This is a genomic window from Pseudomonas sp. S11P7, assembly GCF_023195435.1.
Taxonomy (GTDB): domain Bacteria; phylum Pseudomonadota; class Gammaproteobacteria; order Pseudomonadales; family Pseudomonadaceae; genus Aquipseudomonas; species Aquipseudomonas fluorescens_G.
The window spans coordinates 1,904,996-1,929,778 of sequence record NZ_JALPKS020000002.1 but is presented as its reverse complement, the minus strand read 5'-3'; the positions used below and the strand labels follow the sequence as shown (position 1 = coordinate 1,929,778).

Below are 24,783 nucleotides of genomic sequence, written 5' to 3'. Positions count from 1 at the left end.
GGGCACGCGAGCTAACGCTCATTGTTGAGTGGTTAGAAGCGCCGCATGGCTTGAGATATTCGGTGGATTCGCCCCTCACCCCAGCCCTCTCCCCCTGGAGAGGGAGCCGATTTGTGTTGGCTTTGAAGGTCGCGTACGACTCGGTATTTCAGGTCGACGTGGCTTTCGCATCCCGCACGGTCAGTCCCCTCTCCCTCCGGGAGAGGGTTAGGGTGAGGGGCTTTTGATTTTCGCGGTTTGATGCTCATCCCCCGACCGTCGCTGCCCTCGCAATGCGACGATGTCGCGCTTGGGCGCGGCGCCGAACAGTCGGCTGTATTCGCGGCTGAACTGCGACGGGCTTTCGTAGCCGACCTTGAAGGCGGCGCTGGAGGCGTCCTGCTGTTCATTGAGCATCAGCCGCCGCGCTTCGGTCAGGCGTAGCCACTTCTGATATTGCAGCGGGCTCATCGTCGTCAGTTGGCGGAAATGATGGTGGAAGGTCGGCGCGCTCATTTGCACCCGCGCGGCCAGTTCCTCGACCCGCAACGGCGAGGTGTAGTTGATTTTCAGCCAGTCGATGGCTTTGGCGATGCGGTAGCCCTGGCCGTCGACCGCGGTGATCTTGCGCAACCGCGGCGCCTGATCACTTTGCAACAGGCGGAAGTGAATTTCGCGCTGGATCAACGGCGCCAGCACCGCGATTGCATCCGGCTCATCGAGCAGAGCGAGCAAGCGCTGGAACGCCAGCAGCATCGGCTGGGTGACCGAGCCGATGCCGACGCCTTTGCGCTCGGCAACGTCGCGGTACGGCGGTGGATCACTTTGCGCGGCCAGCTCGGCGAGCATCTGCACATCGAGCTTGAACGACAGGCCCAGACAAGGCTGCTCGGGGCTGGCCTGCAACACTTCGGAGTTGGCTGGCAGGTCCAGTGAGGTCAGCAGGAAGCGCGAGGTGTCGTACAGGAAACCTTCGCCGCCCACCCACAGTTTTTTCTCGCCCTGCGCTACCAGAATCACGCTGGGTTCGACCATGCACACCAGCGGTGACGAGGGTTGCTCGCGGCGGAAAAAACTGAGCCCGGCAATCGCGGTGGGGAAATCGCCCGGCACCTGGGCATGGGCGCCGATGGTCTGCGCCAGCTCGGCTTGCAGCGATAAATATTGGGGAAGTGTCATGGTCATAGGGTTCCGTTACCTCTGCGCTGAACTGTAGCGTGCCGGCGCGCAAGCGTCCCGCGCAAATGCCACGACTCAGCGGATCAGGCAAGAAATCCAGCGAATCGCGCTACAGCCCTGCGCGCCTGACCGGGACAATGGGCATTTCGCGCAACACAGGATTTCGACAATGACCGTGACCACACCCACCTCGCCACAACCGCCCGCCTCGTGGGGCGCGGTTTTCGCCATGTCGCTCGCGGCCTTCGTGCTGGTCGCCTCGGAGTTCATGCCGGTCAGCCTGCTGACGCCGATCGCCAGCGACCTGCATATCAGCGAAGGCCAGGCCGGTCAGGGCATTTCCGTGTCCGGACTGTTTGCCTTGCTCACCAGTCTGCTGATTCCGTTGCTGGCGGCGCGGGTTGATCGCAAGCCGCTGCTGCTGTCGCTGACCGGGCTGATGATCGTCTCCGGGACTGTGGTCGCGTTCGCACCGAACTACACGGTGTTCATGCTCGGCCGCGCGCTGATCGGCGTGGCGATTGGTGGCTTCTGGTCGCTGTCGGCGGCGACCGCGATGCGGCTGGTGCCGGATGAACAGGTCACGCGGGCGATGGCGATCGTCAACGGCGGGAATGCGCTGGCAACCGTGATTGCCGCGCCGCTGGGCAGTTTTCTCGGCGCGCTGATCGGCTGGCGCGGGGCGTTTTTCTGCGTGGTGCCCGTTGCGCTGCTGGCCGGGGCCTGGCTGATGTTCAGTCTGCCGTCGATGAAAGCCGCCGGTGGCGCCGCTTCGGGCAATGTCTTGCGCTTGCTCAAACGCCCGCCGGTGGCGTTGGGCATGCTCGCGGTCAGTGTGTTTTTCATGGGCCAGTTCATGCTGTTTACCTATCTGCGGCCGTTCCTTGAAACGGTCACTCAGGTGAACGTCTCGGTGCTCTCGCTGATGTTGCTCGGCCTCGGCGCGGCCGGGCTGGCCGGGACTTTCCTGATCGAAGGGTTTGTGAAAAAAAGCCTGCATCGCACGCTGATCGTCATTCCGCTGCTGATGGCGGTGATCGCCATGGCACTGATTGCCTTCGGTAGTTCTCCGGTCATTACAGCGGTGCTGCTCGGATTGTGGGGTCTGGTGGCGACGGCGGCGCCGGTGGGCTGGTGGACGTGGCTGGCGCGAACCCTGCCGGATGCCGCCGAAGCGGGCGGCGGTCTGATGGTCGCCGTGGTGCAGTTCGCGATCGCCTCGGGGGCGATTGTCGGCGGCGTGCTGTTTGATATGAGCGGCTATCGCGCGACGTTCGAATCCAGCGCCGGGCTGCTCATCGTTGCGGCGGTGCTGGCGTTACTGGCCGCGCGTTCGGCTTCGCGGGTGCCGCAGCCATCGATGAGCATGACCTGACTCGTCGTCCCGAATCCTCGAACGAAAAAAGCCCGCTTTCAAAGCGGGCTTTTTGTTCTGTATCGATACCGATTACTTCTGCTGCGCGGTCAACGCCGAGTAGCTATTCATCAGGTTGCGGTAGTTAGGGATACGCTGCGACAGCAGGTTGCCCAGGCCTTCGATGTCGTTGCGCCAGTCGCGGTGCAGCTCACAGGCCACCGAGAACCAGTTCATCAGTTGTGCGCCAGCCTGGGTCATGCGGCTCCATGCGGCTTGTTGCACGGTGGTGTTGAAGGTGCCCGAAGCATCGGTGACCACGAACACATCAAAACCTTCCGCCAGTGCCGACAAGGTCGGGAACGCTACGCAAACATCAGTGACCACGCCGGCAATGATGATCTGTTTGCGGCCGGTCGCCTTGATCGCCTTGACGAAGTCTTCGTTGTCCCAGGCGTTGATCTGGCCTGGGCGGGCGATGTACGGCGCGTCCGGGAACATTTCTTTCAGTTCCGGGACCAGCGGGCCGTTCGGGCCTTGTTCGAAACTGGTGGTGAGGATGGTCGGCAGGTCGAAGAACTTGGCCAGGTCGGCCAGGGCCAGCACGTTGTTCTTGAACTCGTTCGGCGAGAAGTCCTGCACCAGGGAAATCAGACCGGTCTGGTGGTCAACCAGCAGCACGATAGCGTCGTCTTTGTTCAGGCGGTTGTAAGTTGGAGTAGTCATGGTGTCAGTCCCTTTTCAAGTTTGAAGTTTGTTGTTGCGTTCAAGTTGGGTACAGATTACTGACCCATCGAAAAGGGATAAATCGGCTGAAACGCGTTTCACCGTCCACTCAAACGAGACAATCCACACCGCTGATCAATGCCATTAGTCCACGCACTGTTAAGTTCATGGAACACATCGACGCACCCGGCATCACTCGTCTTGCAACTTACCCACTTCATCTGTCCGAGATTGTGGAGGTATTTATGCCTGTCGATATCAGCCGTTTGCGCATCACCACACCCGTCGCCACTTCGCCCACCAACCCGGTCGCACTGGAATTGATGGGCGATGAGGCCTTGCTTCGATTGCCGGAGGTCATCAGCCGCCAACCTGATGGCAGCATCCGTTTCAGCGCGCCAACCCTGGGCGCTTCAAGCAAAAGCACCCACCGCACGCGCTGCGAATGGAAAGAGCCGGTCTACTGGACGCTGGAAAGCGCGGCGCTACACGTCAATCGCCAACGCATGACGCTCACGCAAGTGAACTCCGCGCAAAAAGTGGTGATTGCGCAAATGCACGTCAAGGACGACGACGGCCCGGTGATCAAGGTGTTCTGGAACAAGAACCGCATCACTTGGGGTTTTCGCCAGAGCTTCAATCAGCCCGACCCGGTCAACAGCACCATCGCCAGCAACATTGGCCTCAACGTGCCCTTCACGGTCGAGATCAACGTCAGCGCAGCGGGGCTGGTCAACGTGCTGGTGATCTGCAATGGCGTGACCACCTCGGCGCCGCCGCAGCAAATGGACAGCAGTTGGGCCAGCCAACGCTTCAACTTCCATGGCGGCGTCTATAACCAGATCGATTACAGCGCCACTACGGCGGCCACCGATGGCTCGGTGTGTCTGATCCACGACTTGCTGCTGAGCCATTAAGCGTTCGACCGCTTATCGGGCAACTGTAAAACAATCAAAACGATTCACACTTTGGCGTTATCGGAATTAATGTCCGTTGCGTTAACGGACAGAAAGAACCCTCACTGTTGTCGGAGAACCATCATGACTACCGGTAATAAGAATCAGGGCAATAACAAGACCTCCACCAGCGATAAAAAAGGCTCGTCGGGCGGCGGCAATGGCGGCAACTTCGCCAACGATCGCGAAAAAGCCTCGGAAGCCGGCCGTAAAGGCGGGCAACAGAGCCATGGCGGCGGACGCAAGTCTTAAACGCCAGATCGGGGGCAGCATTGCTGCCCCTTTTTAACTCGAGGTCTGCCATGAAAGCGCCCATCGAAAGCCACCACTGCGCCATGCAAATGGAAAAGGCTGAAGAACCTGCCCATGAAATGGAGCTAAGCTCTCCTCCAGGCCTGACTTTGGCAGAGGATCAGCCTCAACAACCTGTCAGTGCGCCAGAGCCGCCACGCCCTGTTCCCGCCGTGGCGTCGCGCAGTTGCTACGAGCGCCTGCAAGGCGCCGCTCAGGCCGAGCGCCAATGCGCAGCCACGCATACCCGGCCGGTTTGCGAGCGCGGTCATTAAGCACGTTCGCTAAAAACAGCAGCCGGTTATCGCGCATCGTCAAAACGCCATTCAACAGCGAGGTGACTCATGCCCGTTCACGTCATCAATTTCACGGGGCCGATCAACGCGTCCACCTGCGGCCAATTGATCGACAAAGCCTCCATAGCCGTACAGCAAAAAGCCTCGAAGCTGATCGTCAACATCGCCACGATGGGTGGCGAATGCAGTTACGGTTTCACCATGTACAACTTTCTGTTGTCCCTGCCCATTCCGGTGCATACGCATAACCTGGGCACGGTCGAGTCGATGGGCAATATCGTCTTTCTCGCTGGAGAGCGCCGCTCGGCGTGTACCCACAGCAAGTTTCTCTTCCATCCGTTTCACTGGCATTTGCAGGGCGCGGTCGATCATTCGCGCATGTCGGAATACGCCATGAGCCTGGATTACGATTTGTACCTGTACGCACGAATCGTCGCCGAGCGTACGGAGGGTGCGCAGGAAACACTGGAGACCGAGAAATACCTGACCGCGGCTCCGCGGATCATCGACCCGTCGCAAGCCATGCGGTGCGGCTTGATCGATGCGATCGAGGCGCCGGTGATCACGGCTGAATCGGTGAATTCGATCATTCACGGTTGATGGCGCTGAGGGTCGTTCGTGAGTCGGCGGGTCATCTTTTCTTACACCTTTTATGGCGCTATCCCACACCACCCGGCGATCCGTGGCCGGCGCCTGCCTGCAGTTTGGTATCATGCGCCGCTTTTACGGTTAACCCCCCGCCAGTCCTCTCGACTGACGGGCTGCAAAAGGCGGTATTAGATGACGGCTTTGTTGACTCGCCGCAAGGTACTTGCGGGAATGGGCGTGCTCGGGCTGGGCCTGCTCGCCGGCTGCGACACCCGCGGCCAACTGTCGTACAAGTACGGCAAGGATCTGAGTAACAAGATCATGGGGCGCACCTTCAAACTGAAGAACACCGACGGCGAAACCATGACGCTGTCGAGCTTTCGCGGCATGATGCCGATGGTGTTTTTCGGGTTCACCCAGTGCCCGGCCGTGTGCCCGACCACCCTCGCCCGTGCGGCGAAGATCAAGAAGCTGATGGGCGCCGACGGCGATCGCTTGCAGGTGATCTTCATCAGCCTCGATCCCGAGCGCGACACCCCTGAAATACTCGACGCCTACATGAAAGCCTTCGACCCGACCTTCGTCGCGCTGTACGGCACGCTTGAGGAAACCCAGGCCACCGCCAAGGAATTCGACGTGTTCTACGAGAAAGTTCCGGCCGGCGACACCTACACCATCTCGCACACCGCGACCAGTTACGTCTACGACTCCAACGGCGGCTTGCGCCTGGGGCTGTCCACATCGCTTTCGGCAGAACAATGCACGGAAGATTTGCTTACTGTTATGGAGGTCTGCTGATGCGTTCTGTCTTGAACCACATCAAACGTGCTGTACTGGGTCTGTCGTTGCTGGGCCTGGCTTTTCAGGCAGCGGCGCAAACCACGGTCGACGATGCCTGGGTTCGCGCCACCGTGCCGACCCAGACCGCCAGCGGCGCGTTCATGACCCTCACCGCTGACAGTGACAGCAAGTTGCTCAGCGTCGCTTCGCCGGTCGCCAAAGACGTGCAGATCCACGAAATGACCATGAAAAATGACGTCATGAGCATGGGCCCGGTGAAGTCGGTCGACTTGCCGGCGGGCAAAGCGGTGGCGTTTGATCCCAATGGTTATCACGTAATGCTGATGGGGCTGACCGGGCAGCTCAAGGAAGGCGACAGCGTGCCGCTGACCCTGACCGTGGAAAACGCCAAGGGCGAGAAAGAAACCCTCGAAGTGAAGGCGCCGGTGCGTGCGCTGACCAATATGCAAGGGCATGATCACAGCAAGATGCATTGATTGCTGGGGGGCGATGCAGGAGCCTGGGTTCTGTGTTGAAGCTCCCCCTCTCCCCAGCCCTCTCCCCCAGGAGAGGGAGCCGATTTGTGGGCCGTTCAAACCTGTCGTTCGACTTGGTCAGTCCCCTCTCCCTCTGGGAGAGGGTTAGGGTGAGGGGCTTTTGATCATGGCGCGGAACATCAGCTCCCCGCCCCACCATGCGCCTCTTCAAAAAAATAATCCTTCCAGCTCCCCGCCTTGTTTTTCAGCACGCCCAACTCCTGCAATTTCTCGGCATAGATAAACGTACGTTGCGGTACCACCGTGAAGTCGATCTCCGGATCGTTGACGATCTGCTCCACCAGCGCCAACGGCAATTTCGACTGTTCGACCCGAATATAGGCCTTGGCCGCTGCCGGTTTGTCAGCCTTGATGATTTTCTCGGCCTCGGCCAAGGCGTCGTAGAACGCCTTGTAGGTCTTGGGGTTTTCGTCGTGGAATTTTTCCGTGGTGTACAGCACGTTGAACGTCGCCTGGCCGCCGAGTACGTCGTAGGAACTCAGGACTTTGTGCACGTTGGGGTTTTGCAACGCCTGATACTGGAACGGCGGGCTGGAGAAATGCGAGTTGATTTCCGAGCCGCCGGCAATCAGCGCGGCGGTCGCATCGGGGTGCGGCAGGCTGACGGAAATGTCGTCGAATTTCTTGTACTGGGCATCACCGAACAGCCTGGCGGTTTCGATCTGCAGGGTGCGTGACTGGAAGCCCACCCCGGCAGCAGGCACGGCGATGCGGTCTTTGTCGCTGAAGTCCTTGAGGGTTTTGATATTCGGATTGTTTGTCAGCAGGTAATTGGGCATCGAGCCGAGTGCGGCGATGGCCTTGACGTTCTGTTTGCCTCTGGTGCGATCCCACACGGTGAGCATCGGCGGCACGCCGGCCGAGACCACGTCGAGCGAACCGGTCAGCAACGCTTCGTTCATCGCGGTGGCGCCGGAGATGCTGTTCCAGTCGACCTCAATGTTCAGGCCCTGGGCTTTGCCGTGTTTTTCGATCAATTGCTGGTCGCGGACCACGTCGAGAATCAGGTAACCGATGCCGAACTGCTGGGCGATGCTGATCTTGCCTTCAGCCTGAGCGACGGAACTGAACAATGCGCTGCCCGCCAGGGCGGCGGCCAACAGGGTCAATGCGGAACGTTTCAACGGTGTGGCCATGACAACCTCGCAGCAGGGGGTGGATTGCTGAAAGGCCTGACTTTATCGCTATAAAAAATTGAAATTAAATACCTTTATTGCATATCGATAGCATCGGAGGTGAGCGTATGCCGCGAGAGGCTCCGGCGCCGACCGTTAACAGCCTGACACAATAATTCCCCGGGTGAATCCGCACAGGCGAACAGCCACTTCGCTGCGCCATCCACTAGCCACTGGGGCTTAACCGGTTTTTTCATTCCCGCCAGCACTTGTCTTTGCGCATTACTCGCGGGTTTTTAAAGAGCAATCAGATGGCCGGGCCTTGTTATCATCGCCCACACTTTTATGACGATTTGATGGCTGGAAGGTCTTTTTGTGAGCGCTCTTTTCAACCCCTTGCGGCAGCCGCATGCCCGCCTGTTTTCTCTGACACTGCTGGTATTGATCGTACCGATGAGCCTGCGCGCGGCGTTGGGCTGGTCGAGCCCGCTGGGTTATCTGTCGGATCTGGCCGTGGGCAGCCTGTTGCTGGTGATGCTGCATCGCCGCGCGTGGTGGCTGGCCCTGCCGGTGCTGCTGTTGTGGGGCTTGCTGGCGGTGGCGACGGCGGAATTGGTCAGCGCGGTCGGTCGATTGCCGACACCTTCTGATATCCATTACCTGATCGATCCGCAGTTCGTGGAAAACTCCAGCGGCGGCGGCCTGGCGCATCCCGCGTTGGGCGTGACCCTGCTGCTGGCATTGGTCGTGTGGCTGCTGAGCCGCTTCGCCGGCCGCCATCGGCCGCTCACGCCCCTGCCCCGTGCAGCCTGGGGCGCGCCGCTGGTGTTGTTCGCCGCGCATTGGGGCGCGCAGAACCTGTGGCCGAACGAAGCCGACCCGTGGCGCCTGTACAACTTGCCGCATCACCTGCTCGCCAGCGAAGTGGCCGACCTGCAGATTCGTACCGAGGAATGGCTGGACGGCGACGTCGAAGAACCCGCACCGGCCATGGCCGGGCTGACCGACGTCGACCTCAACGGGGAAAAACTGCTCGCTGCACCGGGACAAGCGCGCAACGTGCTGATCATCGCACTGGAGGGCATTCCCGGCGCGTATATCCGCGCCAACCGCGAGGCCATCGGCAGTCATTATCAGGAAGACCTGATGCCCAACCTCAGCCGCTGGGCCGAGCGCGGCATGAACACCCCGGACTACGTGCTGCACACGCACCAGACCATTCGCGGTCTGTACGCCATGCTCTGCGGCGACTACGACAAACTCGACAACGGCACGCCCAAAGGCGTGGAAATGCTCACCCTCACTGAGCGCAATCAGGCCTGCCTGCCGGCGCAACTGCGTGACCACGGTTTCAGCACGCATTACCTGCAAGGCGCCGGGCTGCGCTTCATGGCCAAAGACAAGATCATGCCGCACATCGGTTTCGATGCCACCCACGGCCTGGAATGGTTCAGCAACAACAACTACCTGGAATTCCCGTGGGGCAAGGATGACAAGGCGTTTTTCGAAGGTGCGCTGAATTACGTCGGCCAACTGAAGAAAAACAAACAGCCGTGGATGCTCACCCTGCTCACCGTCGGCACTCATCAGCCCTACTCCGCACCAGACGACTATCTGCAGCGCTATGAAACGCCGAAGCAGGCCGCCGTCGGTTATCTCGACGATGCGCTGGATCAGTTTCTTAATGGCCTGGAACGCAAAGGCGTGCTCAACGACACACTGGTGGTGATCACCTCCGATGAGTCCCACGGCATCGACGGCGTGCGTCTGGCCTCGTCGTGGGGGTTCAACCTGACCCTGGCACCGGAGCAGGCGCAACTGCCGCGCCTGAACAAAGGCGTCTATGGTCACGTCGATCTGAGCACGTCGATCCTCGACTACTTCGACTTGCCAGTGCCTTCTGCGCTGAGCGGTCGCTCGCTGTTCCGTGACTATGACTCCGGCCGCGAAATCATGTCATTCACCAATGGCAAGCTGCGCTATCACGATGGCCGCGGCATCTTCTCCGAATGCGACATGCCGCGCCGCTGCCGCTATTACGAAAGTGCCGGTTTCATCGCCGACAGCGCCGTTTACAAGGGTCGCTACAGCGGCCATCCGGCCCGGCAGATCGCCGCCCGCGCCCATGCGCTGGACCTGTCGCTGCTGCGCACGTCGCTCAATCATCGTTATCAGTTCGGCAGCAACAACATCATCCCGCTGCAAGCGCAGATCAAGGATGACTGGGCCGACAACCTGATCGGTGCGCAGTATCTGGAAATGCCCAAGGGCTCGCACACTCGCGTACGCCTGACCGTGCGCGCGGTCGACCCGCAGCAAGCGGCGTACATTCAGCTCAAGGCCAAGGAGTTCGAGCAGGACGTGCAGCTGGGCTTACCTGCGGAAATGGTCGCAACGGCGGATCAGCCGCTGGAAATGGACTTCAGCTTTGAAAACCCGCAACAGCGCAAGGCGTTTTCGTTTCATTTGCTCGGTTATGGGCAAGGCGCGGTGGAGGTCAGTGACTTCAGCGTAATCACTGAGCTGCCGGGACAAGAGGATATTCTCGACGACGTGCCCGATGACGACACGGCGCAGTCGAGCTGATTCACAAGCCTGCGCAGCGCTGAGAGAGTTTGCCTATCAACACGCAATAGTTGCGCTATTAGCTGGTTTGCCAAGTCGGGTCTAGCCTTACAAGTCCGAAGTCGGCACCAGCCGGCCGCAGCAGACCTGATAGGGACTCGAACATGGCAAGCGAATCGAAATGCCCGTTCAACCACGCCGCCGGTGGCGGCACGACCAACCGTGACTGGTGGCCGAATCAACTGAACCTGAAAATCCTCAGTCAGCACTCGCCCAAGTCCGATCCGCTGGGCCAGGACTTCGACTATGCCAAGGCGTTCAAAAGCCTGGATTTTCAGGCGCTGAAGCAAGATATCAACGCCTTGATGACTGATTCTCAGGACTGGTGGCCAGCGGACTTCGGTCACTATGGCCCGCTCTTCGTGCGCATGGCCTGGCACAGCGCCGGTACTTATCGCACCGCCGATGGTCGCGGGGGTGCCGGTTCCGGTCAGCAACGGTTCGCCCCGCTGAACAGTTGGCCGGACAACGTCAGCCTCGACAAGGCGCGCCGCCTGCTCTGGCCGATCAAGCAGAAATACGGCCGCAATATTTCCTGGGCCGACCTGATCGTGCTCACCGGTAACGTCGCGCTGGAATCCATGGGCTTCAAGACCTTCGGTTTTTCCGGCGGCCGCGCCGATGTCTGGGAACCGGATGAAGACGTGTACTGGGGTTCGGAAACCGAATGGCTGGGCGGCGACAATCGTTACGGCAAAAGCAACGGCCCGGTGCAGGAGCCCGGTGACGGAACGCTGGTGGCCGAACCGGATCTGCACGGCAAGGAAGAAAGCCGCACTGATCAGGGCGAACGCAATCTGGAAAATCCGCTCGCTGCCGTACAGATGGGCCTGATCTATGTGAACCCGGAAGGTCCCGAGGGCAACCCGGACCCGGTCGCCTCGGCCAAGGACATTCGCGAGACCTTCGGCCGCATGGCCATGAACGATGAAGAAACCGTGGCGCTGATTGCCGGCGGCCATGCGTTTGGCAAAACCCACGGTGCCGGCCCGGCTGACAACGTCGGCCCTGAACCGGAAGCGGCCGGCCTTGAGCTGCAAGGCCTGGGCTGGAAAAACGCCTTCGGCACCGGCAAAGGTGCAGACACCATTACCAGCGGCCTGGAAGTGACCTGGACCACCACGCCAACCCGCTGGAGCAACAATTACCTGGAAAACCTGTTCGGCTTCGAGTGGGAACTGACCAAAAGCCCGGCCGGTGCGCATCAATGGAAACCGAAAAACGGCGCCGGTGCAGGCACCGTTCCCCACGCCCATGACCCGAGCAAAAAGCTCTCGCCGACCATGCTCACCTCTGACCTGGCGCTACGGTTCGACCCGGCTTACGAGCAGATCTCGCGACGCTTCCTGGCTAATCCTGATCAACTCGCCGACGCGTTCGCCCGCGCCTGGTACAAGCTGATCCATCGCGACATGGGTCCGCTCTCTCGCTACCTCGGCCCGGAACTGCCGCAAGAGGAATTGCTCTGGCAAGACCCGCTGCCTGACGTGACGCACGCGCTGATTGATGACAGCGACGCCACGGCGCTGAAAAACAAGGTGCTGGCTTCGGGACTGTCGGTGTCACAACTGGTCTCGACGGCGTGGGCGGCAGCGTCGACCTTTCGCGGCTCGGACAAGCGCGGCGGCGCCAACGGCGGTCGCTTGCGTCTGGCCCCGCAGAAGTTCTGGCAGGCCAACCAGCCCGAGCAATTGGACAAGGTGCTGAGCACGCTGGAAGGCATCCAGAACGATTTCAACGGTTCTGCTGCCAATGGCAAGAAGATCTCGCTGGCAGACCTGATCGTCCTGGCCGGCAATGCGGGGGTGGAAAAAGCCGCGCAGAACGCTGGGCATTCGGTGTCGGTGCCGTTCTCACCGGGCCGCGTCGATGCTTCGCAGGAGCAGACCGATGTCGAATCGTTCGGCTTCCTCGAACCGATCGCCGATGGCTTCCGCAATTACAGCAAAGGCAAATACACGGTCGCGGCGGAAACTCTGCTGATCGACAAGGCGCAATTGCTGACTCTCACGGCACCGGAAATGACCGTGCTGTTGGGTGGTCTGCGGGTGTTGAACACCAATGTCGGGCAGACGCGGCATGGCGTGTTCACCGATAAAACCGATACGCTGAGCAATGACTTCTTCACCCACCTGCTGGACATGGGCGTGGAATGGACGCCGACGTCACGGGATGCCGATGAGTTCGAGGGCCGTGACCGCAAGACCGGGGCGGCGAAATGGACGGCGACGCGGGTAGATCTGGTGTTCGGCTCCAATGCGCAATTGCGCGCATTGGCCGAGGTGTATGCCAGTTCTGACGCGAAGACGCAGTTCGTCAACGATTTCGTCAAGGCATGGACGAAGGTGATGAATCTGGATCGGTTTGATCTGCGCCAATAGCGGTTCGTTGTGCCAATGAAAATGCCGCTCGTTGAGCGGCATTCATCGTTCCCACCCAGAGCATTTTGATCGTGCCCACGCGGAGCATCCTGATCGTTCCCACGCTCCGCGTGGGAATGCAGCAAGGGACGCTCTGCGTCCCAAAGTCGACGCAGAGCGTCGGAAGAGGCCTTCCCACGCAGAGCATGGGAACGATCAATTAAACGCCCAAGATGTGATCGGCGTTACGCCAGGCTCTTGCTCACCACCTCATACACGTCGCTGGACAGCGACCCCGACGCCAGAATCCGCTCCAGCTCAGCCTTCATCAAGGCCTGACGCGCGGTATCGTATTTGCGCCAGCGGGTCAGCGGCGCCAGTTGGCGCGAGGCGATCTGCGGGTTGAAGCCGTTCAACTCGATCACCAGATCGGCGAGGAAGCGATAGCCGCTGCCGTCCGCCGCGTGAAAGTTGATCAGGTTCTGCCCGGCGAACGCACCGATCAGCGCGCGGACCTTGTTCGGGTTCTTGATGTTGAACGCCGGGTGCTGCATCAACGCCTTCACCCGCTCCAGACCGCCCGGCAAGGTGCTGCCGGCCTGTACGCTGAACCACTGGTCCATGACCAGCGGATTGTCCTTGAAGTGCTCGGCGAAACTGGCCAGGGCCAGCGCCTTCTGCTCTTCGAACGGCGAGTTGACCAGCACGGCCAGCGCAGTCAGGCGCTCGGTCATGTTGTCGGCGTTCTCGAACTGCTCCAGCGCCGCCGCCAGTACTTCCGGCTTGCCGCTGAGCATCAGGTACGACAGCGCGATGTTCTGCAAGGCGCGACGGGCGAAATGCTCGGCTTCGGCCACGTACGGCGTTTGCTTCGACAGATCGCGGTTGGCCTGATAACGCAGCCACAGCGCTTCCAACAAACCTTCGGCCAGTTGCTTGCGGGCGAACTCGCGGGCGTTGTGGATCGCCTCGACGTCGGCCACTTCGCTGATTTCGGTGAGGTACGCCTCGCCCGGCAGCGAGAGCATCTCGGCGACCATCGCCTGATCCAGCGACTCGTCGGACAGCACCGTGCGCAGCGCCGAGGTCAGGCGCGGGTCGAGGACCATGGCCTCGCCCTTCTGCTGCTGGCCGATCAGCTCCTGCAACACCTGCACCGCCAGTTGCTGGCCGGCATCCCAGCGGTTGAAACCGTCGCTGTCGTGCTGCATGAGGAACATCAGTTGATCGCGGTCGTACGGGAAGCTCAGTTTCACCGGCGCCGAGAAGCCGCGCAGCAGCGATGGCAGCGGTTGTTCGGCGATGTCGACGAAGGTGAAAGTCTGCTCGGCCTCGGTCACCGAGATCACCCGTGTGCTGCCTTGCGCCGAGGCTTCACCGGCCAGCCGCAGCGCCAGTTCGTTGCCCTGGCGATCGAGCAGACCGAGTTCGACCGGGATCACGAACGGCAGTTTTTCAACTTTATCCGGCGTTTCCGGGCAGCTCTGGCGGAAGGTCAGGCTGTAGGTTTTCGCCGCCGCATCGTAGGACTCGCTGACCGCCAGACGCGGCGTGCCGGCCTGGCTGTACCAGCGCTTGAACTGCGTCAGGTCGACACCGTTGGCATCTTCCATGGCCTTGACGAAGTCATCGCAGGTCACGGCTTGCCCGTCGTGACGCTCGAAATACAGATCGCTGCCCTTGCGGAAGCCTTCGGCGCCCAGCAGGGTGTGGAGCATGCCGACCACTTCCGAGCCCTTTTCATACACGGTCAGGGTGTAGAAGTTGGAAATCTCGATGAAGCTGTCCGGGCGCACGGCGTGGGCCATCGGGCCGGCATCTTCGGCGAACTGGTGGGTGCGCAGGTAGGCCACGTCCTGAATGCGCTTGACCGTGGCCGAGTTCATGTCCGAGGAGAAACCGGCGTCACGGAACACTGTAAAGCCTTCCTTGAGCGACAGCTGGAACCAGTCGCGGCAGGTCACGCGGTTGCCCGACCAGTTATGGAAATATTCGTGGGCGACGATCGCCTCGACCCGCTGGTGCGCGGCGTCGGTTGCGGTTTCAGCGCGGGCCAGCACGGCGCTGGAATTGAAGATGTTGAGGCCCTTGTTCTCCATCGCGCCCATGTTGAAATCGTTAACCGCGACGATCATGAAGATGTCCAGATCGTACTCGCGACCGTAGACCTCTTCGTCCCAGCGCATCGACTTCTTCAGGCTGTTCATCGCGTGCTGACACTTGTCGATGTTTTCCGGCTCGACATAGATGCGCAGCGCGACGTTGCGCTGACTCATGGTGGTGAACGTGTCTTCAACGCACCACAAATCACCGGCTACCAGCGCGAACAGGTAGGCCGGTTTCTTGAACGGGTCTTCCCAGGTCGCCCAGTGCCGGCCGTCTTCGCCCGGGCCCGAGGCGATCGGGTTACCGTTGGAGAGCAGCACCGGGTAGCTGTGCTGTTCGGCGACCACGGTGGTGGTGAACTTGCTCATCACGTCCGGGCGGTCGAGGTAATAGGTGATCTTGCGAAAGCCCTCGGCCTCGCACTGGGTGCAGAACATCGTGCCGGACTTGTACAGGCCTTCCAGCGCAGTGTTGGTTTCCGGATGAATCCTGACGCTGGTGTCGACCGTGAAGGTTTCGCTGGTCGGCTGCAGAGTCAGGTGGCTGTCGGAGACTTGATAGTCCGCGGCGCTCAGTTCCTGGTCGGCCAGGGTCACCGAGAGCAATTCAAGCTGCTGGCCGTCCAGCACCAGCGGCGGCAGGCCCGGGCCACGCTCGGGGTTGCGGCGCATCACCAGTTGCGCGTGGACCAGACTGTGGTCCTCGAACAACTCGAAGGTCAGGTGCGTTTCGTCGATCAGGTATTCGGGCGCCTGATAGTCCTTGAGGTAAATCATCTTCGGTTGTTCGGTGCGCATGCTGGAATCCTTATTGATGCACGGCGAGCTGGTAAGCCGTGTATTTACGAATGTTGATCACGCCGGTGTCGAAGATCAGGTACTGACCCTTGATTCCCAGCAGCGTGCCTTCGGCAATCGGGTTCTTGTCCAGGTTGAAGCTGACGATCTTCGCCGGGTATTGCTCGACCGGATAGCGGATTTCCAGCGGTTCGACATCGGCAATCGTCTGAATCGCCTGTAGGCCGAATCGCTGCTGTAAGCCCTGCAAGCCCTCGGCGCAGCTTTCGAACAGCTGATCGCGGACCTGCGCCAGATCCACCGCCGCCGCGTCGCCCTTGAGCAACGCGCGCCAGTTGGTCTTGTCCGCCACCTGGCTGCGGAACAGGTCTTCAACGAATCCCGACTGCTGGCGTGTCGACACGCGCATGATCGGCAACGCCTGACTGGCGCCCTGATCGAGCCAGCGGGTCGGCAGCTGCGTTGCACGGGTGATGCCCACCTTGATGCCTGACGAATTGGCCAGATACACCACATGGTCGGTCATGCAGAACTGCTCGCCCCACGCCGGATCGCGGCAGGTGCCCGCGTCAAAGTGGCAGCGCTCCGGGCTCATGATGCACAGGTCGCATTGCGCCAGTTTGGTCATGCACGGGTAGCAATAACCTTGACTGAAACTGGTCTTGGTCCTGCGCCCGCAATGGGTGCAGTGGATCGCCCCAAGATATTCCAGACGCACCGTACTGCCGATCAACGGGTTGACCGGCACCTCGACGTCGTCCAGACGAAACGCGTATTGCACGTTCGGCCCGTCCAGGCGCGCCGACATTTTGCTGATAGCACCGCGGCCAATCTCGATCAATGGATGGCATCCGACTTGAACAGGATGTTCGGCACTTCGATCGATTTCGATGCACACTCCTGCGGGCCCATGTAACCGGTGCGCTGGTCCTCAGGCAGGTTCTGGATTTCCCAGGCGATCATCGCCTGCAGCGACAGCTCGCGCTGTTCGGCGGTGAGTTTGTTACCGTCGGACCACTTGCCGATTTCCACGGCCAGTTTCAGGCTCTCGTAGATGTCCGGGGTGATGTTGCTGATCATGTCGTTAAAAGAGGACATCAGGGGTCTCCGTGCTCTTCAATTCGCTAAAAATTCAGACGGCCAGTTTACGGCGGTTATACGAACCGCCCAACAAACCGGTAAAGCATCCGATGAGTAACCCGCTCAGGTGTGCGGCATTGGCGATCTGGCCGAAACCGATCAGCGAGATCAGCCCGGACATGCACACCAGCAGCCATACCAGCATCATCACCAGCACGCCGCGCGGCAGGCGATAGGCCGGATTCGGCGCCAGCAACTGGAAAATCCAGCAGTGCCCAAGCAAACCGTAAAGCACGCCGGACAGGCCGCCGAACAAGGTCGGGCCGCTCCAGACGAACTGCGCGTAGTTGGACACCAGACTGAACAGCAGCGTCAGGCCGATCAGGTTGATGCTGCCCTGACGCGATTCGATGCGCCGGCCGAGCTCCCAATACCACATGCCGTTCATGGCCAGGTGCAGGATGCCGAAATGGATCAGCATCGGCGTGATCAGTCGCCACCACTGCCCTGCCGCCAGACTGTCGGCCAACGGCGTGAAATGGATGTACTCGCCGATCACCCGAAAATCGAGAAAGGTCAGCCAGCGCAACGTTTCGAGGTTTTCGCCAAGGAAGGTCAGACCGCCGACGATCAGGCTCAACAGCAGGATCACCCCGGTGGCCTTGGCGTGTTTCAATTGTTCGGCGAAGCTCGGGCGCTTGAAGGTCTGGCCCACTGGAATGTCCAGTTGCTGGTCGGGGTCGCCCGCCGGGAAGCGCTCGTACAGCGAGCGCACGTCGTCGCTGATTTCCTCGGGCGCCCACAGCACCTGCTCTCCCGCCTCTTCGCTGACCCGATGCGGCACCTGCATGCGTTGCAACAGTTTGACGAAACCGCTCAGGTCCACCGCCAACGGCAGGCGCAATACCGCTACCGCATTCATTGCAGCACCTCCGGCCGCTCGACATCGACCCAGACGAATTTATGCGGATCCAGGTGTGTTTCCTGATCCAGACGATAGGCGACGAGCTTGCCGTAAAGCACAGCGCTGTAATCCAGGCACGCGAGGTTCGGGCGGATCGGCGCCGGTTTGCCGCTGCGCCAGTAATGCCCTACGAACAGCAAGGGTTCGTCAACGCCGTAGCGCAGCAGGGAATTCTTTTCCGTAGAACTCAGCGGCGTCTGCGCCACCGGCTCCGGCAAGGCGTCGGGCTGGAAGACGATGTCGCCGTAGGTTTTCGGGTCGTCTTCCCAGAACTTGGTGCGGAAGAACGACCGCACCAGACCGTCGCCGCTGGTCATGGTCAGGCCGCCCGGCAGACGCATGTCGGTGCCGCGCAGCAAGCGGTCGAACACCGTGCAGGCGAAGCTGCCGGGCACGGCCGAGGCCTGCAGGAAGTGCTCATCAATGCAGCCATCGGCAAACAGGCCGCGCAACGGCTCGATCAGGCCGGCATCCCAACAGGCGTGCACCACGCGAAAACGCCCGGCGTCGACGAACAATGGCAGCTCGTAGAACCACTGCTGAAAATCATGCCAGTCGCCCGGGTGGTCTTCGAATTGCGTCAGCGTCTCATGCAGCAGGCGTGCGTGGCGCTTGGTATGTTCACGCACGAACTGCTTGCCGCTGCCCGGTGGCGCCGGGGTGCTCCAGCCGAGGGCGTTGAATTCGTGGTTGCCCATGATGCACAAGGCCTGCCCGGCTTCGACCATGTCATGCACGATGTGCAGCGCTTCGCGAATCCGCGGGCCACGGTCGATGATGTCGCCGACGAACACGGCCATGCGCGACGGGTGCCGCCAGACCCCGCCCTGCTTGTGGTAACCGAGACGGTCAAGCAAGTGTTCGAGGGTCAAGGCGCATCCGTGCACGTCACCGATCAGGTCGTAACTGCGCGCGGGATCGAGCATCAGTCGCCTCCACCGCCCAGCTTGCTGCCCCAGCCGAGCTTGGTGCGGCAGACTTCGTAGTAGTTGTGATCGAGCGGATGGATCAGCCGCAATTTCTGCGCTTTCTTGCTGACGGTGATGGTGTCGCCCGGCGCACAGGTGAAATGGTTCTGGCCGTCGCAGGAGACTTGCGGGTAGATCTGCATATCTTTGGACACGACGATTTTCAGCTCACTGTTGCCATCGACCACGATTGGCCGTCCCGACAAGGTATGGGGGTACATCGGCACAATCACAATAGCGTCGAGCTTGGGATGCATGATCGGCCCGCCGGCGGACAAGGCGTAAGCGGTGGAGCCGGTCGGCGTCGCGACGATCAGGCCGTCGGCCTTCTGGCTGCAGACGAACTGGCCGTCGATGTACAGCTCGAACTCGATCATCCGCGTCGATTTGCCCGGGTGCAGCACCACGTCGTTGAGCGCATCGCCCTGGCCGATGGCCTCGGCGTGGCGACGCACTTCGGCTTGCAACAGGAAGCGGTTTTCCACCAGATAATGGCCATCGAGCACTTCGGCGACCTTGATTTCCAGCTCGTCCGGGCGAATATCGGTGAGAAAGCCGAGGCTGCCGCGGTTGATGCCCAGCACTGGAATATTGTGCCTGGCCAGCGCCCGCGCGGCGCCGAGCAGGCTGCCGTCGCCGCCGACGACGATGACCATGTCACAGACTTCGCCGAGCATCTTGCGCGACGACGTTTGCAGGCCATGGCCGGGCAGGACTTCGGCGATGGTGTCTTCGAGGATCACATGCAGATGCCGATCGAGCAGAAAGCGTTTCAGTCGGCGGACGGTATCCAGCACCTGGGAACTGCCCAGGCGACCGATGATGCCGATATTACGAAATTGCTCCATGGGACCTCTGCGGACAATCGAAAACGCGAAAACCCGATTATGGGCGAAAGCCTGCGATAGACAAAATCCTTTCAGCCTCAAGGGCACTCATGATTCAGGCTATGCTCGCAAGATGATCCTGTTTCCCGATTTGCTCCAGTTACCTCACCAGTTGCGCCATCCTGAAGTGCGGGATCTGGCGTGGGTGATCCTCGCCCCGCCGATGCTCGCCATCACGCCGTGGCCGCAGCGCCATCCGCTGGCAGGCAGCGACTGGGTGCGGGACCCGCAGCGCCTCGAAGACTGGCTGCGTCAGCTCGACCGTGACAGTTACGGCTTGCTGCAGTGGCTGGCGCAGGCACGCACGCGGCGGCTGGGCCTGTATTACGAGCGGTTGTGGCAGTTTGCGGTGGAGCATGCGCCGGGCATCGACTTGATCGCCGCCAATCTGCCGATTCGCCGCGAGGGCCATACCCTTGGCGAGCTGGACATGCTGCTGCGTGACCGCGATGGCGTGCATCATCTGGAACTGGCGATCAAGCTTTACCTCGGCCCGCAGACTGGTAACGGCAGCGATCCGGCGCACTGGCTGGGCCCCGGTTGCCATGATCGGCTGGACCGCAAACTGGCGCATCTGGCCGAGCATCAATTGCCGATCTCGGCGCGCCCGGAAAGCCGCGAAGTGCTGGCCGCGCTGGATATCGAAACGTTCGACGCCCATTTGTGGCTGGGCGGGTATCTGCTCTATCCGTGGCCCGGCCAGGCCGAGTCGCCGCACGGCGCGCATCCGCAGCATTTGCGCGGCAGCTGGTTGCATCAGAAGGATTGGCAGGCGTTCGTCGCGCAGCGCCCGCCGGGCCGCTGGCAACCCCTGCCCCGCCATGCCTGGCTCGCGCCGGCGCATTACCCGGCGGATCAGGTCTGGAGTGACGAGGCTTTGCGCCTGTGGCTGTTGGAACTGCCGCCATTGGCGCCGGCGCAGTTGATGGTGCGCCTGAGTGAAAACGCGCAAGGCGAATGGGAAGAGGCGGAGCGGTTGTTTCTGGTGTCGGATCTTTGGCCGAATGTGCCGGGGCAAGCCTGAGATTTGTGGTGCCTGAACTGGCCCCTTCGCTGGCAAGCCAGCTCCCACAGGTTTCGCGGTGAATACAAATCCTGTGGGAGCTGGCTTGCCAGCGATCGGGGCGACTCGGTCTACAGCGAAAGCCGCAGAGCCAAAGCCGCCAACGTCACCAGCAACACCGGCACCGTCAACACGATCCCGACCCGGAAGTAATAACCCCACCCAATGTGAATGCCCTTACGCTCCAGTACATGCAGCCACAACAGCGTCGCCAGGCTGCCGATCGGGGTGATCTTCGGTCCCAGGTCGCTGCCGATCACGTTGGCGTAGATCATCGCTTCCTTGATCACGCCGCTGGCCTGACTGGCGTCGATCGACAGCAAGCCGATCAACACCGTCGGCAGATTATTCATGATCGACGACAGCAGCGCCGTCAGCACGCCTGTACCGAGCGCTGCGCCCCACACGCCATGGCCGGCGAACGCATCCAGCCAGCCGGCCAGATAGCTGGTCAGCCCGGCGTTGCGCAGGCCGTACACCACCAGATACATGCCCAGCGAGAAAATCACGATCTGCCACGGCGCTTCCTTCATCACCTTGCGCGTGGAAATCTTGTGCCCGCGCGCAGCAATGCCGAGCAACAGCGCGGCGCACACCGCCGAAATCGCGCTGATCGGAATCCCCAGCGGCTCCAGGGCAAAGCAGCCGATCAGCAGAATCGCCAATACTGCCCAGCCTGCGTAAAACGTGGCTTTATCGTGGATAGCGGTCGCCGGGTCTTCGAGCTGCGCAGGGTCATAAGCGGCCGGGATGTCACGGCGGAAAAACCACAGCAGCATGCCCAGCGTCGCCGCCACGCTGACGAAGTTGACCGGCACCATCACCGCCGCGTAGCGGTTGAAGCTGATGTGAAAGAAGTCCGCCGAGACAATGTTGACCAGGTTCGACACCACCAGCGGCAGGCTCGCGGTGTCGGCGATAAACCCTGCGCCCATGACGAAGGCCAGGGTCGCCGCCGGGGAAAAGCGCAGCGCCAGCAGCATCGAAATCACAATGGGCGTAAGGATCAGCGCCGCGCCGTCATTGGCGAACAACGCCGAAACCAGCGCGCCGAGCAGCACCATAAAAGCGAACAGCTTGCGCCCACTGCCTCGCCCCCAGCGCGCCACATGCAGCGCGGCCCAGGCGAAAAACCCGGCCTCGTCGAGCAGCAGACTGATGATGATCAACGCCACGAAGGTGCCGGTGGCGTTCCAGATGATTTGCCAGACCAGCGGAATGTCGCTCAGGTGGACCACACCGAAAATCAACGCCAGCACCGCGCCGAGGGTTGCACTCCAGCCGACGCCGAGGCCTTTGGGTTGCCAGATCACGAGGGTAATGGTCAGGAGGAAAATCAGTGTCGCAGCGAGCATTCGCAGAAGCCTTAATGGAAAGTCAGACAGATAAAAACTGCAGGAGTGAGCCTGCTCGCGATAGCGGTCTGTCAGTTAACAATATGCTGACTGATACACCGCTATCGCGGGCAGGCTCACTCCTGCAAGGGACCGCGTGCGGTTTATTTCTTGTGTTGCTCTACGAACTGGCCGTAAGCGTCGATGAATTTCTGCAGGAACGGTTTGACCGTTTCACTCAGCTTGCCCGCCTCGTCAAACGCGTTACCCGCGCCGCCCAGGTAGGCTTCCGGCTGTTGCAGGCAATGGATATCGAGAAACACGAAGGTCTGGCGCAGATGCTGATTGGCACCGAAACCGCCGATCGCGCCCGGCGAAACACTCATGACCGCACCCGGCTTGCCGCTCCAGCAGCTCTTGCCATACGGCCGCGAACCGACGTCGATGGCGTTCTTCATCGGTGCCGGGATCGAACGGTTGTATTCAGGCGTGACAAACAGCACCGCGTCGGATGACGCCACTTTCTGACGGAAAGTGCTGTAGGCTGCGGGCGGTGAATCGCCATCAATGTCTTCGTTGTAGAGAGGCAGATCGCCGATTTCGACAATTTCCAGTTTCAGGTTCGCCGGAGCCAGCTCAGCCAGTGCCAGGGCGATCTTGCGATTGATCGAAGCTTTGCGCAGGCTACCGACCACTACGGCGACGTTGTAGACATTGCTCATGGAAGACTCTCGATGGTCTGTGGGAAGAGTCGCTAGTTATAGATGATCTGTTGGCGATTTCACCAGCGATCATTGGTTTTTCCTGCGCGAAGAATATTTTTTTGCTGCAGGAAAACTTACCGAGCTTGATGACGGTCTACCAAGCCGCAAATCAAGCGTTTTATCTCCAGAGGTTTTAAGCAGATGGCAGCAGTACTCGTCGGTCAGTTTCATGCAAGAGATGCGGAAGGCCGCGTTTATTCCGTGCATGAATTCCAGGAATCGAACCCGTCTGCAGACGGCTTCACCGGCTCGGAGCCCGTCACCACCTACAAACTGGCCATTGGTGATCGCATCAACAAGGTCAGCGAAAACGAATACCTGCTCGTGCAATCGGGTATTACGCTGATTCGCGAACCTGAGCCGATCGCCGCCCAATAAGCCGGCGTGATGAGCAGAGTCATGTGCGCAGAGTTGGGGTAGGATTCAGCACCGCCCTCACCTGCTGAACATGGACTTCACGCATGCGTTTACGCCACATCGAAGTGATTCAGGCGCTCTTGCAGACCGGTCACCTGGGCACCGCCGCCGAATGGTTGCAGTTGCCGGTGACCGAGGTCGAAGAGCGTTTGCGCGAAGCCGAAAGTCAGCTGGGGTTCATGCTCTTCGCCAGTGTTCGCGGGCGCCTGCAACCGACCGCCGAAGCACGGGCGTTGCAGGTCGAAATCGCCCACGTCTATGCCGCGCTGGAACCGGTGCAACGCCTGGCCGGCAGCCTCAAGCAATACCTCGCCCCACCCTTGCGCATCATCGGCACACCGCCGCTGGCGCAACAGTTATTGCCACAAAGCCTCGCAGCCCTGCGTCGGCGCCTGCCAGACGCACCCTGCAGCCTGCTCAGCGCCTCCACTCGCGATATCGTTCGTAGCCTGTTGCTGCGTGAAAGCGATCTCGGCCTGAGCCTCCACGACCCGAAACATGCCGATATCGATTGCCGACCACTGGCGCAGGGCAAATTGCAGTTGCTTGCGCCGCACGGCTGGCTGCAACCGAAGCAGAAATACATTTCTCTACAGGATCTGGCCGGTCAGGCGATGGTCGGCCTCGAAGGCCAGGACCCGCTGAGCCCGGCACTGGAAAACAAGTTACAGGCCTTGCGCCCCGCGCCAAGCATCCAGACCCGTGTGCAAACTCAGCAGATGATGCGCTGCATGGTCGAGGCCGGTGAAGGTCTGGCCATCGTCGACCCGTTCACCGCACTGGGCGCCCGCGCAGGTGGGCTGGATGTTTGCCCGTTGTCACCGGCGGTGCCGATCAGTCTGTATGCGCTGACCTTTAAACACGCCGCGCCGTCCTCGGCGATTCAGACACTGCTGACGATCGTCACGGAACAAGCCGAGGCGATGTTGTCGAGCTGAGCGGGTTTTCCAGCGGATTATCGAACAATCGATACCAGAACAACGCCACTTCAGCGGTGTTCGGGTCGATACCGCGATAGCGCAACTGATCGATACCGCCAATCACATAACCGCAACGCTCATACAGGCGACAGGCGCCGAGGTTGTTGTTCTGGGTTTCGAGCATGATTCCCGGCAGTTTTTTCTTGCGGCTCCAGAACTGCGCCACGTCGAGTAACGCCTTGGCCACGCCATGACGCCGGGCCGGTGCATGCACCGCCAGTTCGTCGATGTGGGCAAAACCGTTCCAGTTGGTGCTGATCACCAGATGGCCGACCGGCTCGTCATCCAGATGAGCCATGAAAATCGCGCTGTCAGGCGCGTTGTGAAAAGCGCTGAACTCCTCAGGATCGATGCCGTAGCACTTGCGGTACGGCACGATCGGCGTCACCTGCCATTGCTCGACAGGCTTGCCGATCACCGCAGCGCCATACGCCGCGACTTCAAAACTGAAATCGCTACCCCAGATATACGGCGCAAAGCCGTCGTCGGCGACACGCACCGACAGCCCTGGGTATTTCGGATTCATGACCGGACGCATACTGGGAAAAGTCCTCATTCCTTGATTTTCATCTGCCAATGCACTCAGGGTAGAGGGTTACAGCGGATGTGGCGACGGT

23 protein-coding genes and 1 pseudogene are annotated in these 24,783 nt (G+C 60.7%); 12 read left to right on the top strand and 12 right to left on the bottom strand.

The window, feature by feature from the left end:
* Positions 1-207: 207 nt before the first annotated feature.
* Complete coding sequence (locus M0746_RS08945; protein ID WP_446731261.1) at positions 208-1,158, bottom strand: AraC family transcriptional regulator N-terminal domain-containing protein; 951 nt, start codon at positions 1,156-1,158, stop codon at positions 208-210.
* 169 nt (positions 1,159-1,327) lie between these two features.
* On the opposite strand from M0746_RS08945, the gene M0746_RS08940 reads away from it, so the two are divergent.
* On the top strand, positions 1,328-2,533 hold the full coding sequence (locus M0746_RS08940) for an MFS transporter (RefSeq protein ID WP_258448861.1): 1,206 nt from the start codon (positions 1,328-1,330) through the stop codon (positions 2,531-2,533).
* A gap of 72 nt (positions 2,534-2,605) precedes the next feature.
* On the opposite strand, the gene ycaC is transcribed toward M0746_RS08940, so the two are convergent.
* A complete protein-coding gene (gene ycaC / locus M0746_RS08935) occupies positions 2,606-3,238 on the bottom strand; it encodes an isochorismate family cysteine hydrolase YcaC (protein WP_258448860.1) in 633 nt (210 codons plus the stop codon).
* Positions 3,239-3,483: 245 nt separating this feature from the next.
* Between ycaC and M0746_RS08930 the strand changes: the two genes are divergently transcribed.
* The 6 genes and pseudogenes from M0746_RS08930 to M0746_RS08905 all read left to right on the top strand — a co-directional run bounded on the left by M0746_RS08930 (position 3,484) and on the right by M0746_RS08905 (position 6,646).
* On the top strand, positions 3,484-4,155 hold the full coding sequence (locus M0746_RS08930) for a polysaccharide lyase family 7 protein (RefSeq protein WP_206416200.1): 672 nt from the start codon (positions 3,484-3,486) through the stop codon (positions 4,153-4,155).
* A gap of 189 nt (positions 4,156-4,344) precedes the next feature.
* Positions 4,345-4,446 (top strand): annotated as a pseudogene (locus M0746_RS29415) (general stress protein); the annotation flags it as partial.
* A 50-nt stretch (positions 4,447-4,496) separates the two neighbouring features.
* Positions 4,497-4,760 (top strand): hypothetical protein, encoded by a 264-nt coding sequence (locus tag M0746_RS08920; RefSeq protein ID WP_258448859.1) that lies wholly within the window; start codon positions 4,497-4,499, stop codon positions 4,758-4,760.
* 69 nt (positions 4,761-4,829) lie between these two features.
* Positions 4,830-5,381, top strand: a complete 552-nt coding sequence (locus tag M0746_RS08915; RefSeq protein WP_258448858.1) for an ATP-dependent Clp protease proteolytic subunit — start codon at positions 4,830-4,832, stop codon at positions 5,379-5,381.
* Between the two features lie 180 nt (positions 5,382-5,561).
* Complete coding sequence (locus M0746_RS08910; RefSeq protein WP_258448857.1) at positions 5,562-6,167, top strand: SCO family protein; 606 nt, start codon at positions 5,562-5,564, stop codon at positions 6,165-6,167.
* On the top strand, positions 6,167-6,646 hold the full coding sequence (locus M0746_RS08905) for a copper chaperone PCu(A)C (protein ID WP_258448856.1): 480 nt from the start codon (positions 6,167-6,169) through the stop codon (positions 6,644-6,646). The genes M0746_RS08910 and M0746_RS08905 overlap by 1 nt, the downstream gene beginning before the upstream one ends.
* Before the next feature lie 179 nt (positions 6,647-6,825).
* Here the strand turns inward: M0746_RS08905 and M0746_RS08900 are convergent, their stop codons facing one another.
* Positions 6,826-7,842, bottom strand: coding sequence for an ABC transporter substrate-binding protein (locus M0746_RS08900; protein ID WP_258448855.1), 1,017 nt, complete (start codon positions 7,840-7,842; stop codon positions 6,826-6,828).
* 354 nt (positions 7,843-8,196) lie between these two features.
* Here M0746_RS08900 and M0746_RS08895 point away from each other — a divergent pair, with 354 nt between their 5' ends.
* A complete protein-coding gene (locus tag M0746_RS08895) occupies positions 8,197-10,407 on the top strand; it encodes an LTA synthase family protein (protein ID WP_258448854.1) in 2,211 nt (736 codons plus the stop codon).
* A 143-nt stretch (positions 10,408-10,550) separates the two neighbouring features.
* Positions 10,551-12,827 carry a catalase/peroxidase HPI gene (gene katG, locus M0746_RS08890; RefSeq protein ID WP_258448853.1) on the top strand — a complete coding sequence of 759 codons (2,277 nt, stop codon included), beginning with the start codon at positions 10,551-10,553 and terminating at the stop codon, positions 12,825-12,827.
* Positions 12,828-13,051: 224 nt separating this feature from the next.
* Here katG and pepN read toward each other — a convergent pair whose 3' ends face one another.
* Genes pepN through M0746_RS08860 form a run of 6 tightly spaced genes read right to left on the bottom strand, consistent with a single transcriptional unit; the run spans position 13,052 to position 19,569 of the window.
* Positions 13,052-15,709 (bottom strand): aminopeptidase N, encoded by a 2,658-nt coding sequence (gene pepN, locus M0746_RS08885; RefSeq protein ID WP_258448852.1) that lies wholly within the window; start codon positions 15,707-15,709, stop codon positions 13,052-13,054.
* A gap of 10 nt (positions 15,710-15,719) precedes the next feature.
* Positions 15,720-16,550, bottom strand: coding sequence for a DUF2797 domain-containing protein (locus tag M0746_RS08880; protein WP_258448851.1), 831 nt, complete (start codon positions 16,548-16,550; stop codon positions 15,720-15,722).
* Positions 16,547-16,807 carry a YeaC family protein gene (locus M0746_RS08875; RefSeq protein WP_042609561.1) on the bottom strand — a complete coding sequence of 87 codons (261 nt, stop codon included), beginning with the start codon at positions 16,805-16,807 and terminating at the stop codon, positions 16,547-16,549. Before M0746_RS08875 ends, M0746_RS08880 begins: the two co-directional genes overlap by 4 nt.
* A gap of 34 nt (positions 16,808-16,841) precedes the next feature.
* Positions 16,842-17,711, bottom strand: coding sequence for a rhomboid family intramembrane serine protease (locus tag M0746_RS08870; protein WP_258448850.1), 870 nt, complete (start codon positions 17,709-17,711; stop codon positions 16,842-16,844).
* Positions 17,708-18,679, bottom strand: a complete 972-nt coding sequence (locus tag M0746_RS08865; protein WP_258448849.1) for a metallophosphoesterase — start codon at positions 18,677-18,679, stop codon at positions 17,708-17,710. The genes M0746_RS08870 and M0746_RS08865 overlap by 4 nt, the downstream gene beginning before the upstream one ends.
* Complete coding sequence (locus M0746_RS08860) at positions 18,679-19,569, bottom strand: NAD(+) kinase (RefSeq protein ID WP_047528343.1); 891 nt, start codon at positions 19,567-19,569, stop codon at positions 18,679-18,681. Before M0746_RS08860 ends, M0746_RS08865 begins: the two co-directional genes overlap by 1 nt.
* Before the next feature lie 112 nt (positions 19,570-19,681).
* On the opposite strand from M0746_RS08860, the gene M0746_RS08855 reads away from it, so the two are divergent.
* On the top strand, positions 19,682-20,632 hold the full coding sequence (locus M0746_RS08855) for a DUF1853 family protein (RefSeq protein WP_258448848.1): 951 nt from the start codon (positions 19,682-19,684) through the stop codon (positions 20,630-20,632).
* Between the two features lie 110 nt (positions 20,633-20,742).
* Here the strand turns inward: M0746_RS08855 and M0746_RS08850 are convergent, their stop codons facing one another.
* Positions 20,743-22,026 (bottom strand): arsenic transporter, encoded by a 1,284-nt coding sequence (locus M0746_RS08850; RefSeq protein WP_258448847.1) that lies wholly within the window; start codon positions 22,024-22,026, stop codon positions 20,743-20,745.
* A 143-nt stretch (positions 22,027-22,169) separates the two neighbouring features.
* Positions 22,170-22,727 (bottom strand): NADPH-dependent FMN reductase, encoded by a 558-nt coding sequence (locus tag M0746_RS08845; RefSeq protein WP_208940789.1) that lies wholly within the window; start codon positions 22,725-22,727, stop codon positions 22,170-22,172.
* Between the two features lie 183 nt (positions 22,728-22,910).
* Here M0746_RS08845 and M0746_RS08840 point away from each other — a divergent pair, with 183 nt between their 5' ends.
* Positions 22,911-23,147, top strand: coding sequence for a hypothetical protein (locus M0746_RS08840; protein ID WP_101159048.1), 237 nt, complete (start codon positions 22,911-22,913; stop codon positions 23,145-23,147).
* An 83-nt stretch (positions 23,148-23,230) separates the two neighbouring features.
* On the top strand, positions 23,231-24,124 hold the full coding sequence (locus M0746_RS08835) for a LysR substrate-binding domain-containing protein (protein WP_258448846.1): 894 nt from the start codon (positions 23,231-23,233) through the stop codon (positions 24,122-24,124).
* On the opposite strand, the gene M0746_RS08830 is transcribed toward M0746_RS08835, so the two are convergent.
* Positions 24,090-24,704, bottom strand: a complete 615-nt coding sequence (locus M0746_RS08830) for a GNAT family N-acetyltransferase (protein WP_203421734.1) — start codon at positions 24,702-24,704, stop codon at positions 24,090-24,092. The two genes, M0746_RS08835 and M0746_RS08830, sit on opposite strands and share 35 nt — an antisense overlap.
* Positions 24,705-24,783: the final 79 nt, after the last annotated feature.

Excerpts from the sequence above, each read along its gene's own strand:
- M0746_RS08945 (WP_446731261.1), bottom strand. The coding sequence starts at position 1,158 with ATGACACTTCCCCAATATTTATCGCTGCAAGCCGAGCTGGCGCAGACC.
- M0746_RS08940 (WP_258448861.1), top strand. The coding sequence starts at position 1,328 with ATGACCGTGACCACACCCACCTCGCCACAACCGCCCGCCTCGTGGGGC.
- ycaC (WP_258448860.1), bottom strand. The coding sequence starts at position 3,238 with ATGACTACTCCAACTTACAACCGCCTGAACAAAGACGACGCTATCGTG.
- M0746_RS08930 (WP_206416200.1), top strand. The coding sequence starts at position 3,484 with ATGCCTGTCGATATCAGCCGTTTGCGCATCACCACACCCGTCGCCACT.
- M0746_RS08920 (WP_258448859.1), top strand. The coding sequence starts at position 4,497 with ATGAAAGCGCCCATCGAAAGCCACCACTGCGCCATGCAAATGGAAAAG.
- M0746_RS08915 (WP_258448858.1), top strand. The coding sequence starts at position 4,830 with ATGCCCGTTCACGTCATCAATTTCACGGGGCCGATCAACGCGTCCACC.
- M0746_RS08910 (WP_258448857.1), top strand. The coding sequence starts at position 5,562 with ATGACGGCTTTGTTGACTCGCCGCAAGGTACTTGCGGGAATGGGCGTG.
- M0746_RS08905 (WP_258448856.1), top strand. The coding sequence starts at position 6,167 with ATGCGTTCTGTCTTGAACCACATCAAACGTGCTGTACTGGGTCTGTCG.
- M0746_RS08900 (WP_258448855.1), bottom strand. The coding sequence starts at position 7,842 with ATGGCCACACCGTTGAAACGTTCCGCATTGACCCTGTTGGCCGCCGCC.
- katG (WP_258448853.1), top strand. The coding sequence starts at position 10,551 with ATGGCAAGCGAATCGAAATGCCCGTTCAACCACGCCGCCGGTGGCGGC.
- pepN (WP_258448852.1), bottom strand. The coding sequence starts at position 15,709 with ATGCGCACCGAACAACCGAAGATGATTTACCTCAAGGACTATCAGGCG.
- M0746_RS08875 (WP_042609561.1), bottom strand. The coding sequence starts at position 16,807 with ATGTCCTCTTTTAACGACATGATCAGCAACATCACCCCGGACATCTAC.
- M0746_RS08870 (WP_258448850.1), bottom strand. The coding sequence starts at position 17,711 with ATGAATGCGGTAGCGGTATTGCGCCTGCCGTTGGCGGTGGACCTGAGC.
- M0746_RS08865 (WP_258448849.1), bottom strand. The coding sequence starts at position 18,679 with ATGCTCGATCCCGCGCGCAGTTACGACCTGATCGGTGACGTGCACGGA.
- M0746_RS08860 (WP_047528343.1), bottom strand. The coding sequence starts at position 19,569 with ATGGAGCAATTTCGTAATATCGGCATCATCGGTCGCCTGGGCAGTTCC.
- M0746_RS08855 (WP_258448848.1), top strand. The coding sequence starts at position 19,682 with ATGATCCTGTTTCCCGATTTGCTCCAGTTACCTCACCAGTTGCGCCAT.
- M0746_RS08850 (WP_258448847.1), bottom strand. The coding sequence starts at position 22,026 with ATGCTCGCTGCGACACTGATTTTCCTCCTGACCATTACCCTCGTGATC.
- M0746_RS08845 (WP_208940789.1), bottom strand. The coding sequence starts at position 22,727 with ATGAGCAATGTCTACAACGTCGCCGTAGTGGTCGGTAGCCTGCGCAAA.
- M0746_RS08840 (WP_101159048.1), top strand. The coding sequence starts at position 22,911 with ATGGCAGCAGTACTCGTCGGTCAGTTTCATGCAAGAGATGCGGAAGGC.
- M0746_RS08835 (WP_258448846.1), top strand. The coding sequence starts at position 23,231 with ATGCGTTTACGCCACATCGAAGTGATTCAGGCGCTCTTGCAGACCGGT.
- M0746_RS08830 (WP_203421734.1), bottom strand. The coding sequence starts at position 24,704 with ATGCGTCCGGTCATGAATCCGAAATACCCAGGGCTGTCGGTGCGTGTC.